At 70.7% G+C, this 12,648-nt stretch carries 10 protein-coding genes; 4 read left to right on the forward strand and 6 right to left on the reverse strand.

What is annotated here, in order from left to right; genetic code table 11:
• Positions 1-850 (forward strand): hypothetical protein (locus tag VGL85_RS00870; RefSeq protein ID WP_331585026.1); only part of this gene is annotated, 850 nt, incomplete at its 5' end.
• A 9-nt stretch (positions 851-859) separates the two neighbouring features.
• Here VGL85_RS00870 and VGL85_RS00875 read toward each other — a convergent pair.
• Positions 860-2,656 (reverse strand): ATP-binding protein, encoded by a 1,797-nt coding sequence (locus VGL85_RS00875; protein ID WP_331585028.1) that lies wholly within the window; start codon positions 2,654-2,656, stop codon positions 860-862.
• A 104-nt stretch (positions 2,657-2,760) separates the two neighbouring features.
• Positions 2,761-3,996 carry a kynureninase gene (gene kynU, locus VGL85_RS00880; protein WP_331585031.1) on the reverse strand — a complete coding sequence of 412 codons (1,236 nt, stop codon included), beginning with the start codon at positions 3,994-3,996 and terminating at the stop codon, positions 2,761-2,763.
• A gap of 150 nt (positions 3,997-4,146) precedes the next feature.
• Between kynU and VGL85_RS00885 the strand changes: the two genes are divergently transcribed.
• The gene (locus VGL85_RS00885; RefSeq protein ID WP_331585033.1) at positions 4,147-5,904 is read left to right on the forward strand and encodes a CocE/NonD family hydrolase; all 1,758 of its coding nucleotides are present in this window, start codon (positions 4,147-4,149) and stop codon (positions 5,902-5,904) included.
• A gap of 18 nt (positions 5,905-5,922) precedes the next feature.
• Here VGL85_RS00885 and VGL85_RS00890 read toward each other — a convergent pair whose 3' ends face one another.
• Entirely contained in the window at positions 5,923-6,444 is a 522-nt protein-coding gene (locus VGL85_RS00890) for a hypothetical protein (protein WP_331585035.1), read from the reverse strand.
• 199 nt (positions 6,445-6,643) lie between these two features.
• On the opposite strand from VGL85_RS00890, the gene egtB reads away from it, so the two are divergent.
• Positions 6,644-8,917 carry an ergothioneine biosynthesis protein EgtB gene (gene egtB, locus VGL85_RS00895; RefSeq protein WP_331585037.1) on the forward strand — a complete coding sequence of 758 codons (2,274 nt, stop codon included), beginning with the start codon at positions 6,644-6,646 and terminating at the stop codon, positions 8,915-8,917.
• 43 nt (positions 8,918-8,960) lie between these two features.
• Positions 8,961-10,124, forward strand: coding sequence for a tetratricopeptide repeat protein (locus VGL85_RS00900; RefSeq protein ID WP_331585039.1), 1,164 nt, complete (start codon positions 8,961-8,963; stop codon positions 10,122-10,124).
• A gap of 27 nt (positions 10,125-10,151) precedes the next feature.
• Here the strand turns inward: VGL85_RS00900 and VGL85_RS00905 are convergent, their stop codons facing one another.
• From VGL85_RS00905 to VGL85_RS00915, 3 genes are all read right to left on the reverse strand, one after another.
• Positions 10,152-10,370: a general stress protein gene (locus tag VGL85_RS00905; RefSeq protein ID WP_331585041.1), complete on the reverse strand. Its 219-nt coding sequence runs from the start codon at positions 10,368-10,370 to the stop codon at positions 10,152-10,154.
• Positions 10,371-10,553: 183 nt separating this feature from the next.
• Entirely contained in the window at positions 10,554-11,897 is a 1,344-nt protein-coding gene (locus VGL85_RS00910) for an ATP-binding protein (protein ID WP_331585043.1), read from the reverse strand.
• Positions 11,894-12,631 carry a response regulator gene (locus VGL85_RS00915; RefSeq protein ID WP_331585045.1) on the reverse strand — a complete coding sequence of 246 codons (738 nt, stop codon included), beginning with the start codon at positions 12,629-12,631 and terminating at the stop codon, positions 11,894-11,896. Before VGL85_RS00915 ends, VGL85_RS00910 begins: the two co-directional genes overlap by 4 nt.
• Between the last annotated feature and the right edge of the window lie 17 nt (positions 12,632-12,648).

The raw sequence follows: 12,648 nt of genomic DNA on the forward strand, positions 1-12,648 counted from the left end.
CCCCTGGCTGTTGGCCTGGGCCACCGACGACGAGCCCTCGGATCATCGCCGGCTCAAGTTCGACTACGGCGGCGTCGCCCAGGATCCGGCCGATGTGGTCCGCCAGGCCGCCCCCTGGCGCGCCGCCGCCCGGGCGGCGGGCAGGGCGATCCCCATCTGGACCAACCATGTCGGCCCGCACATCTACCCGGACTGGGCCCGCAACAACGCGCTGATGCAGGACTACATGCGCGGCCCGGCCAGCGACTGGCTGTCGGCCGACAGCTACCCGCCGCAGGAAGGCCGTCCGGTGGTGATCCGCACCGCCGACGGCTACGCCTCCACCACCCAGGGCGTGATCCTCGACCGCCAGCGCGCCTGGTCCGGCGGCAAGCCGGCGATGGCCATCATCGGGACCTCGGCCTTCCGGCCGCTGCTCGCCGTCCCGACGCCGGAGCAGTTCCGCGCCATGGCCTGGAGCGCGGTGATCCACGGGGCGGTGGGGATCGTCTACTTCCCGGTGCGCCTGCCGCCGTCCTGGTCTTTCGATGCGACGCCGCCGGCGCTGGTCCAGGCGGTCGTCGCGTTCGACCGGCGGATCGCGAGCCTTCAGGATGTGCTGGTCGACGCCAAGGTTGGCGGGCGGCGGCCTTATACGCTCTGGCGGTCGGCCAATCCGGGCGCGGCTCCGACGGCGGGCCAGCTGCCCTATCCCTTCGAGGCGAGCGAGATCGCCACGCCCAAGGGCCCGTTCCGGATCGTGCTCAACCTGAGCGACAAGCCCCAGACGCTGGACCGGCCCCGGTGGGGCCTGGCCCGGGCGAACTTCCGGCCCTACGAGGCGCGGATGGCCTACGGGCCCCGGCGCTAGCTCCGGCCGCTAGGCGATCGCGGCGGCGTCCACGGCTTCGGACGGGCGGGGCTCCAGCGCCCGCTCCATGGCGTGGATCAAGGCGGTGATGTCGATGGGCTTGGGCGCCATGCCGTCCATGCCTGCGGCCTCGTACTCGGCCACCTGATGGGTCATGGCGTTGGCGGTGACGGCGAGGATCGGGGTGCGCGGGCGTCCGGTTTCGGCCTCGCGCAGGCGGATCTCGCGGGTGGCGGCGACCCCGTCGAGGATCGGCATCTGGATGTCCATCAGGATGATGTCCCAGGCCTGGCCCTCCCAGGCCTCGAGCGCCTGGCGGCCGTTCTCCACCATCGTGGGCGTGACCCCGATCTGGGCCAGCAGGGTCTTCAGCACCAGCTGGTTGGTCTCGTTGTCCTCGGCGGCCAGCACGCGCAGTTCGCCGGGGGCGATGGCGTCCTCGGGCGTGGCCTCGGCTGGGCGCGAGGCCGGCGCGTCGGCGGCCGGCGTCAGCGGCAGGCGCACCGTGAAGACGGAGCCCTCGCCGATCGCGCTCTCGGCCTCGATGGCTCCGCCCATCAGGCCGCTCATCTCGCGGCAGATCGCCAGGCCCAGGCCCGCGCCACCATAGCGCCGCGTGCGGCTGCCGTCGGCCTGGTAGAAGCCCTCGAACAGCAGGTTGAGATTCTCCTCGGCGATGCCGATCCCGGTGTCGCGCACCCGGAAGACCACCTCGGCGGCCTGGCGCTCGACGCTGAGCGTCACCCCGCCGGCCTCGGTGAACTTCACTGCGTTGTCGGCCAGGCTGTAGAGGATGCGGCGGATGCGGGCGCTGTCGCCCTGGTAGCGGCCGGCCGCGTTCGGCGCGACCTGGAAATCGAAGCTCAGGCCCTTGCGCTCCGCCTGCGCCTGGTAGGCCGCGGCCACCCCGCGCACCAGATGCTCCAGGTCGAATTCGCTGAGCTCCAGCTCCAGGGTCGAAGTCTCGATCTTGGAAAGGTCCAGCAGGTCGTTCAGCACCGCCAGCAGGCTCTCCGACGAGCGGCGGATGATCCTCACCCGCTCGCGCTGCACCTGGGTCAGTTCCTCGGTGGTGAGCGCCTGGACCATGCCCAGCACCCCGTTCAGCGGGGTGCGCAGCTCATGGCTCATGGTGGCCAGGAAGTTGGACTTGGCGCGGTTGGCGGCCTCGGCGGCCTGCTCGCGCTCCTCGGCGGCCTCGCGGGCGGCCATCAGCTCATGGAACGAGGCGGCGAGCTGCTTGCGCGCCGACCAGAACTGGATCGCGAACAGCACCAGGGTGAAGAAGGCCGCCGCGGCGCCCATCGCCCGGCCGGCCGTGAGCTCGATCCGCGCCTGGTTCACCGCCACCAGCCCGAGGACGGCCGCATAGGGCGACAGGCTGGCGATCAACACCCAGCGCGAGCGGAAATAGCGCATGAGCACATGCACCATGGAGACGCTGATCAAGGCGAAGGCGAAGAGGCGGTACACCGCCGAGCCATGGGTCAGCAGGTCCAGGGACGCCAGGGCGTAGAGGCAAGTCGCCAGCACCCGCAGCACTGGAGCTATGCGCGAGGCCAGCCCCGCATGGCGGCTGCCCCGCGCGACCTGGCGCAGCATCAGGTCTTCGCTCGTCAGGATCAGCAGGGCGGCCAGCGTCCATCCGGCCACGAAGGGCCAGGGCGTGACCGGCGCCATGGCCGCGAACACCAGGGCGAGCCCGGAGGCCTGGACGACGAGGTTGCGATTGGTCTGGACGGCGAAGGCGACGGCCTGCGGGAACAGGTCGAGCGCCGCGAACGGCTTTCCTGGGCGGGGAGACATCTCGTGGCGCACCTCCACTCGCGCCTAGGATGCGCCGAAATCCCTGCGGATTAGTTACGACTATCGGTTGCGCGACAGGTTGTAGCGCTCTTTCCGAGCGCGCCTCAGGTGACCGCCGCCCGGGCGTGGAAGCGGGGCTGGTCCCATTCCCGGCCAGCCAGGATGTCGGCCAGGGCGTGGGCGGCGTCCCAGGCCTGGGCATGGCTGAGGAACAGCGGCGAAAAGCCGAAGCGGGCGATGTCGGGGGCCCGGAAGTCGCCGATGATCCCGCGCGCGATCATCGCCTGCACCAGGGCGTAGCCGGCCGGGTGCGCGAAGGAGACGTGCAGCCCGCGCTGGTCACGGTCACGCGGGCCCACCAGCTTGAGCTCGGGGTCGGCGGCGCGGCCTTCGACCTCGCCGATGAACAGGTCGCAGAGCGCCAGTCCCTTGGCCTCCACCGCGCGCGGATCGGCCTGCAGCTGCAGGTCCAGGCCCGCCTCCAGCGCCGCCAGCCCCAGGATCGGCGGCGTGCCGGTGATCATCGCGCGGATGTCGTCCGCCGGCCGGTAGCCGTCCTCGAAGGCGAAGGGCTCGGCATGGCCCATCCAGCCGGTGAGCGGCGAGGCGATCTGGCCCTGGTGCCGCTCGGCGACGAACAGGAAGGCCGGCGCGCCCGGCCCGCCGTTCAGGTACTTGTAGCCGCAGCCGACCGCGAGGTCCGCGTCCGCGCCATTGAGGTCCGCGGCCAGCGCCCCGGCCGTATGGCACAGGTCCCAGATCATCAGCGCGCCCTTGGCATGGGCCTGCGCCGTGACCGCGGCCAGGTCCCAGCGGCGCGAGGTCTTGTAGTGGACCTGGGTCAGCACCACCGCGGCGGTGTCCTCGTCGATCGCGTCCGGCAGGGCCTCGGGTTCGACCGCCTTCAGCCGCGCCCGGTCCGGCCCCAGCAGCGCCGCCAGCCCCTGCAGGGCGTACAGATCCGTCGGGAAATTGCCGGCCTCCGACAGGATCGTCGTGCGTCCGGGCCGCAGGCCGAGCGCGCCGGCCGCCAGCTTGAACAGGCTGACTGTCGTGGAGTCGGCGACCGTCACCTCGGATGGCTTGGCGCCGATCAGCCGGGCGATCTTGCCGCCGACCCGCAGCGGAGCCTCGATCCAGCGGGCGCTGTTCCAGCTGCGCACCAGGCCCTGGCCCCATTCCTCGCGGGTCACCGCTTCCATGCGCCCATGCAGGGCGACCGGCGGCGGGCCCAGGGAGTTGCCGTCGAGGTAGATCACGCCGTCGGGCAGGTCGAACGCCGCGCGGAACCGCGCCAGCGGATCGGCGGCGTCCAGCGCCAGGGCCTCGTCGCGGGTCATGGCCTGTCTTTAGAGCGCGCCGACCCCTTTCACAAAGCCGCCCGGTCCGTGCTTTAGTCGTTGGGTGCGGACTCGCCGGCGGCGTCGCGCGATTTGAACCGGAACGATTTCGGCGGGCGCTCGAAGACCCGCATTTGGGGGACGACCAGGATGAAGACGCTCAGCCACTTCGCGCTCGCCTCGGCCATCGCGCTCAGCCTCGCGGCGGGCGGATCGTGGGCCGCCGAAAAGCCGGCCGCCAGGAAGCCCGCCGCCGCCAAGACCGCGGCGGCCGCGGACAAATGGCCGGGCCTGCCGCCGGGCGCGGTCGAGGAATACGCGGTCATGCGCGACGGCACGAAGCTCGCCGCCAACATCTTCAAGCCGGCGGGGAGCGGCCCCTGGCCGGTGGTCATGACCCGCACGCCCTATCTGAAGGACGGCCGCATCGACAAGGAACACGATCCCGACGGGGCCAAGATGCGCCAGGCCCTGATGGGGCAGGCCAAGCACTACACCGACGCGGGCTATGTCTTCGTCCTGCAGGACGTGCGCGGCAAGGGCCGCTCCCAGGGCTTCTATGCCGCCTTCGAGAACGACGTGGAGGACGGCTACGACAGCGTCGAATGGGCCGGGACCCAGCCCTGGAGCAACGGCAAGGTCGGCCTCTCAGGCGGCTCGGCCATGGGCATAACCTCCAACGAGGCCGCCATGGCGGCGCCGCCGCACTTGAAAGCGGCCTATGTGGTCGTCGCCCCCTACGACCTGCTGCGCAACAGCTACATCAACGGGGTGCTGAAGGAGAAGGACGTCCTGGGCTGGTCGAAAGGCCAGGGGGTTTCCGACGAGGTGTTGAACCAGGAACGCCGCCGGGTGACCGACGACATCTTCTGGAACCGCGCGGCGATGAGCACCAACCGCAAGTACATCGACATCCCGATCTACAACGTCGGCGGCTGGTACGACATCTTCAACCACGGCAACATCTCGAACTTCGAGTACCTGCAGAACGAGGGCGCCAAGGGCGCGCGCGGCAATCAGAAGCTGCTGATGGGCCCGTTCGGCCACGGCAACCTGTCGGGCAACCTGGAATACCCCGGCTTCGACCGCCTCAGCCTGGCCGGCGACCAGGAGATCCGCTGGTTCGACTACTGGCTGAAGGGGATCGACAACGGCATCATGGCCGAGCCACCGGTGACCTATTTCATGATGGCGGCGGCCGAGAAGGGCCACATCAGCCCCAAGAACCGGGTGCTGACCGCCGCCAACTGGCCGCTGGCCAACCGCGAGGTCCGCTACTACCTGACGCCGGAAAAGGGCCTCTCGGAGAAGCCGCCCGGCGTCGAGAGCGAGAAGCTCAGCTACCGCGACGACCCGGCCCATCCGGTTCCGACCGTTGGCGGCGCGAACCTCACCTTCGAGCGCGGCCCCATGGACCAGCGCGCCATCGGCAAGCGCGAGGACTACCTGCGCTTCCAGACCCCGGTGCTGGACAAGGACGTGGTGATCGCGGGCCCCGTGAAGGTCGAGCTGTTCGGCGCCACCGACGGCAAGGACACCGACTTCATGGCCAAGCTCGTCGACGTCTATCCCGACGGCTATGAGGCCCTCGTGCTGGACGCCCCGATCCGCGCGCGATTCCGCAATGGCCGCATGCCCGACGACGTCAAGATGATGACGCCGGGCGCGCCGGAGGAACTGGACATCGACATGTGGTCCACGGCGATCACCTTCGAGAAGGGCCACCGCATCGCCCTGCACATCACCTCGTCCAACGCCCCGCGCTTCGAGGTGAACCCCAACACCGGCGAACCGGCCGGCCAGCACAGGATGGCGCCGCGCGTGGCCACCAACAGCGTCTACATGGACGCGAGCCATCCCTCGGCCCTGGTGCTGCCGGTGATCTACCCGGACGACCCGAAGCACTAGGACGCGGCGGGGCGCGGCCTACCGCTCTTCACGCTCGCTGCTGGCCGGTGGCGGTGGCGGTGGTGGCGCGGCGGCGGCGCGTTCGGCGTCGCGCTGGGCCTGCCAGTCCTGGAAGCGCTGGTGGAAGTCCTCGCGACGGTCGGCGCGGAAGCGCCAGTAGTCGTCGTCGTACTTGCGCATCTGCTGGCGGCGCCATTCGGCGTAGTCGCTGTCGTGGCGCGCCATCTGCTGCTGGCGCCAGCTCAGGTAGTCGGGGTCGAAGTCCTGGTCGTCGATCGAGCGGTAGCCGAACTCGGTCGGCTGCGGGCCGGGCCCGTAACCAGCGCCGGCCGGGCCGCCGAAGAAGCCGAAGCGCGTACCGCCCTGGTGGTAGCCCGGGCGATAGTTCTCGTCATGGCCGTATTCCGCCGGCCCGCCGCGCCGCCGGCTGCGTTCATAGCGGTCCAGCTCGTGGTTCAGGCGCTCGCCTTCGGCCTCGAAGCTGCGCCCTTCGCCGCGCGAGGGCGGGGATCCGATCGGGGGTTCGTGGCGGATGGGCATGACGGGGTCTCCTTTCCTGAGGGGAGCTTTGCCTCATTCAACGGCCGTAGAGCTTCACCGTTCCGGTGTGGGCCTGCCTTCAAGGAACGGTCTTTTTTCGATCCGCGTTCGCCAAGGTGGTTGCGCCGGGCGGGCGAATGCCTAGCTGTTGCCGGTGCGGGGAGAGGCGCGGCCCGGGCGGTCGCGCGGAGAGGAGCCTATGGCGCAGTCCGACGACTCTCGTCCGCACGATCTTGGCGCGCGCAACGCGCAGGCGCGGACCCCCGGTTCACCCAGGTCACAACCGGCCCGCGGCCCGTCCCCGCCGCTGCTGCACCGCTATCGGGCGGTGCGCCAGGCCACCGAGGCGCTCACCCGTTCGCTGACGCCCGAGGACCAGCTCGCCCAGTCCATGCCGGACGCCAGCCCCACCAAGTGGCACCTGGCCCATGTCACCTGGTTCTGGGAGACCTTCCTGCTGGTCCCGCACCTGGCCGGCTACAAGCCTTTCGATCCCCGGTTCCACTACCTGTTCAACTCCTACTACGAGGCGCTGGGCGAGCGGCAGCCGCGGCCGCAACGAGGCCTGCTCACCCGCCCGTCGCTGGACGACGTGATCGCCTACCGCGCCCACGTGGATGCGGCCATGAGCGGGCTGCTGGCCGATGGCGCGCCGGCCCTGACCGAGCTGATCGACCTCGGCCTGGCGCATGAGGAGCAGCATCAGGAACTGATCCTGATGGACATCCTGCACCTCTTCGCCCAGTCGCCGCTCACGCCGGCCTACGCCCCGCCGCGTAACCTGACGCCGGCGCCGGCGCCGGAGCCCTTGAAGTTCGTCCGCTTCGACGGCGGCCTGGTCCCGATCGGCCACGAGGGGCCCGGCTTCGCCTTCGACAACGAGAGCCCGCGCCATAAGGTCTGGCTGGAGCCGTTCGAGCTGGCCGACCGGCTGGTGACCAACGGCGAATGGATGGGCTTCATGGCCGACGGCGGCTACCGCCGGGCCGAGCTGTGGCTTTCCGAGGGCTGGGCGCGCGTCCAGGCCGAGGGCTGCGACGCGCCGCTCTACTGGCGAGAGGACGGGCAGGGCGGTTGGGCTGACATGGGCCTGCACGGCCTGCGCCCGATCGATCCCGCAGCCCCGGTCAGCCATGTCAGCTTCTATGAGGCCGAGGCCTACGCCGCCTGGGCCGGCGCGCGCCTGCCCACCGAAGCGGAATGGGAGCACGCCGCCGCGGGGATGGCCGTGGCCGGCAATTTCCTGGGGTCCGGACGCCTCGCGCCCGCCGCGCCGCCGCCGGGAACCGGCCTGCGCCAGATGTTCGGCGACGTCTGGGCCTGGACGCGCTCGGCCTATGCGCCCTATCCGGGCTTCCGGCCCGCCGCCGGCGCGGTCGGCGAGTACAACGGCAAGTTCATGGCCGGCCAGTTCGTGCTGCGCGGCGGCGCCTGCGTGACGCCCAGCGGCCACACGCGCGCCAGCTACCGCAACTTCTTCTACCCGCAGCAGCGCTGGATGTTCTCCGGCGTCCGCCTGGCCCGCGACGCCGGCCCGGGCGAGGGCGCGGCGGTGGCCGGCGACTTCGAGACCGACGTCCTGGCGGGCCTGTCGCGGCCCCAGAAGGCCATTCCGCCGAAATATTTCTACGACGCGGCGGGCTCGGCCCTGTTCGAACAGATCACCGAACTTCCCGAATACTATCCGACGCGGACCGAGGTCGCCCTGCTGCGTGAGATCGCGCCGCAGATCGCCGGCCTGATCTCCGATGGCGCGGCCCTGGTGGAATTCGGCTCCGGCGCCAGCGTCAAGACCCGGCTTCTGCTGGACGCCGCCCCGCAGCTTTCGGTCTATGCCCCCATCGACATCAGCCGTGCGGCCCTCGACGAGGCCGCCGCCGCGATCCGCAAGGACTATCCGGAACTGATCGTAGCGCCCCTGCTGGAGGACTTCACCCGCGCGCTGGTGCTGCCGCACGAGGCCCAGGGGCGGCCGGTGACCGGCTTCTTCCCCGGATCCACCATCGGCAACTTCACGCCGGACGAGGCGCAGGCCTTCCTGGCCCGCGCCCGGGCCCTGCTGGGGTCCGGCGCGCGCTTCCTGGTGGGCATCGACCTGGTCAAGGACCCGCAGACCCTGGTTCGCGCCTACGACGACGCCCAGGGAGTCACCGCCGCCTTCAACAAGAACCTGCTGACCCGGATCAATCGCGAGCTGGGCGCCGACTTCGACCTCGACGCCTTCGCTCACTGCGCCGTGTGGAATGCGCAGGACAGCCGCATCGAGATGCACCTGGAGAGCCTCAAGGACCAGCAGGTGCGGGTGGCGGGCCGGGCCGTCCGGTTCGCGGCGGGAGAGACGATCCACACGGAGAATTCCTGCAAGTTCACCGTGGACGGTTTCGCGCGCCTGGCCGCGAGCGCCGGCTGGACGCTGGAAGCGCGCTGGATCAGCCCCGATCCGGCTTTCGCGGTGGTCTCGCTGATGGCATGAACGCCGGGCTTTTCTACGAGCCCCAGCCCCAAGGCCCGCGTCCATGAGTTCCGCGAGCGTCGAAGACCTTCACCGCCAGGCCGACGCCCAGTATGCGGCCGGCCGCTATGGCGAGGCGTTGGAGACCTTCCGCGCCGCCTCGGCGCTGGCGCCAGGCAATCCGGTGCTGCTGTTCAACATCGCCGGCGCGCTGCGCCTGCTGGGCCGCTATGCCGAGGCGAACGCCGCCTACGACCGGGTCATCGCGCTGGATCCACGCTTCGCCATCGCCCAGCACAACCGGGCGAGCTGCCTGCTGCAGCTCGGCGACCTGCGCGGCGGGTTCCAGGCGTTCGAGTGGCGCAAATCCTGCCCCGGGTTCGACGATCCGCGCTACCGCCTGCCGCGCCAGTGGGCCGGCCAGTCGCTGCAGGGCCAGAAGCTGTTCATCTATCCGGAATTCTTCCAGGGCGACCTGCTGCAGTTCGGGCGCTATGCCTTGCTGGCTGAGGCGGCGGGCGCCGCGGTCACCCTGGCCGCACCCCGCGCCATGCACCGCATCCTGCAGACCATGAGCCCGCGGCTCACGCTGATCGACGAGGCCGAGACCCCCGACGACTACGATGTCGCCAGCGCCCTGCTCAGCCTGCCGGCCGGCTTCGGGACCACCGTCACCAGCGTGCCGCAGGGCCGTTACCTGCAGGCCGAGCCCGAGCGGATCGCCCACTGGCGTTCGAAGATCGGCCAGAGCGGGGTCAAGGTCGGGATCGTCTGGCAGGGCAGCGAGGCCTCGGCTGCGCCGCCGGTGCCGCGAGCCTTCCCGCTGGCGGCGGCGGCCCCGCTGGGCCGGGTTCCCGGCGTGCGGCTGATCAGCCTGCAGAAGGGCCTGGGCCTCGACCAGCTGGCGGGATTGCCCACTGGCATGGTCGTCGAGACGCTTGGCGAAGACTTCGATCCCGGCCCGGACCTCTATCTGGACACCGCCGCGGCGATCCGGTGCTGCGATCTTGTGGTCACCATGGACGGCAGCATCGTCCATCTGGCGGGGGCGCTCGGCGCGCAGACCTGGCTCGCGGTCCCGCAGGCCGCCGACTGGCGCTGGATGAACGACCGCGCCGACACACCCTGGTATCCGACGGTGCGGCTCTACCGCCAGATGGCGTTCAACGACTGGGGCGGAGTTTTCGCGGCCATGGCCCGGGACCTGCGGACGCGCGTCCGCGCCTAGATCCTCGGGTCCCGGGCTATAGCCGGATCAGGCGGTCGGCTGACGGCCGCGGGTGCGTCCGCCGCCGCGGCTGGCCTCGCCGCCCTTGCGCCCGGCGGAGGCCGCCAGGTCGCGGTCCTTCGCGAAACTGCGCTTTTCGCCCGGCACGCTGGCGCCGCCCTTGCGGGCGATCTCGCGACGACGTTCCGGATTCATGGCGGCGAAACCGCGTCGGGCGCGGGGCTTGCCGATGTCGGCGGTGGGCATGGGGCCTCCTCGGGGCTCTACTGACGGTCGAGGCCCTAATTCCCCACGGCGGCTAAGGTTGCAGACCCCGGGTCGCGGTTGATCGGTTTTCCTCGCGGAAAGCGCTAGCTTCGCCTTTGCCCACAATGGCTTAGCTGTCGATCACAAGCCCGAGAGGTTGGCCGGGCGACTGAAAGCTACACCTTAGAGTGGCAATTGCACCCGCGCGGTCAGGCCGCCGCCCGCGCGGTTGACCAGGTCCACGTCGCCGCCGTGGCCGCGGGCGATGGAGCGCACCACCGCCAGGCCCAGGCCGATCCCGCCCGTCTGGCGGCTGCGCGAGGGTTCGCGGCGATAGAAGGGCTCGAACACCTTCTCGCGCTCGGCGGGCGGGATGCCGGGGCCGTCGTCCTCGATCTCGACCACCGCGTTCTGCTCGGCCAGGAACACCCGCGTACGCGCCCGGCCGCCGTACTTCACCGCGTTCTCCAGCAGGTTGGCGAACAGCCGGCGCAGCGCCATGGGATCGCCCTGCAGCACCACCTTCTCGCCGCTTTCCACCTCGGTGGCGGCGCCGGTCTCGGCCATCTCGTCGCACAGGCTTTCCAGCAGGGAGCTGAGCTCCAGCGGCGTCCGCTCGCCCGGCCGGCTGGCGTCGCGCACGAAAGTGAGCGCCGCGGAGATCATCTCCTCCATCTGGTCGATGTCGTTGGCCATCTTGGCCTTCTGGTCGTCCGGCAGGCCCTCGATGCGGAAGCGCAGGCGGGTCAGCGGCGTGCGCAGGTCATGGGCGATGGCGCCGACCATGGCGGTGCGGTCGTCGACGTAGCGGCGCAGGCGTTCCTGCATGTCGTTGAAGGCGCGCACGGCCACGCCGATCTCCGAGGAGCCCTTGATCGCCAGCGGCTCGGCGCGCGGGTCACGGCCCAGCCGCTCCGCGGCGTCGGCGAACTGCTTGATCGGCCGTGAGAGCCGGCGCGCGAAGACGTAGGAGATCGGCGCCATGGCGATGGCGCAGACCACGAACCACAGGGCGGTCCGCGTCTGCCAGGGATCGAGGCCGAAGGCGGGCTGGGGCCGGATCACCGCCCACTGGCCGTCCGCCCGGCGCACGCCCACCTCGAACGGCGCCACCAGATAGTGCTCCTCGCGCACGCCCTCGCGCGCGATCCGGTCGCGGATGATGCGGAACACCCGGCGGTCGGCATAGGGGCCGGCCTTGGTCGCCAGCACGACGCTGTCGACCGACAGGCCCAGGTCCTTGGCCAGGCGCGCGCGGATGGCCGGGGCGTTGGCGCTTTCCATGGCCGGGCCGGGCGGTTTGGCGGTGAGCTCCAACTGCAGGGGCTTTCGCTCGGTGAAGGTCGGCGCGGGGCCGCGGAAGGTCTGCTCGATTTCCGAAAGCCTATAGAAATCAGGCGTCGGCGGCGGCAGGTTGAAGATCAGCAGGAGGTTGATCGCCTCGGCCAGCACCAGGGCCAGGCCCACCAGCGTCGCGAGCTGGACGAACAGCGAGCCCGTCGGCCGCGCGCGACGCATGAGGCTCATGTCCGCTTCACCTTGGCGGTGAACATATAGCCTTCGTTGCGGATGGTGCGGATCAGCTCATGGCTGCCGCCGCCGTCGTCCAGCTTGCGGCGCAGGCGGCTGATCTGCACGTCGATGGCGCGGTCGAACGCGTCCGAATCCGGCCCGCGGGCGAACTCCAACAACTGGTCGCGGGTCAGCACCCGCTGCGGCCGCTCCACGAAGGCGCGCAGCAGCGAAAATTCGCCCGACGACAGGTTCACCACCACGCCCTGCGGCGAGCGCAGCTCGCGGCGCACCAGGTCGAGCCGCCAGCCGGCGAATTCGCAGCCCGCGCCGACCGGGCCCGCGCCGGCGCGCTGTTCGGCCCGGCGCAGCACCGCGCGCACCCGGGCGAGCAGTTCGCGCGGATTGCAGGGCTTGGCCAGGTAGTCGTCGGCGCCCAGCTCCAGGCCCACGATCCGGTCGGTGTCCTCGCCCATGGCCGACAGCATGATGATCGGCGGCCCGCTCTCGCCGTTGGCAAGCCGGCGGCAGATCGCCAGCCCGTCCTCGCCCGGCAGCATGACGTCGAGCACGATCAGGTCGACGGGGCCGCGCTCCAGCGCCTGCTCCATCTCCGAAGCATCGCCCGCGGTCTCGACCTTGTAGCCGTGCTTGCCAAGGAAGTCGGACACGACATCACGGATGCCGGGATCGTCGTCGACCATCAGAATGCGGGCGCCCGCGCTGTTCATGTCGACGATCTGCTCCATGGCGCCGATGGTGGCGG

It is taken from the genome of Phenylobacterium sp., assembly GCF_036501465.1.
Taxonomy (GTDB): domain Bacteria; phylum Pseudomonadota; class Alphaproteobacteria; order Caulobacterales; family Caulobacteraceae; genus Phenylobacterium.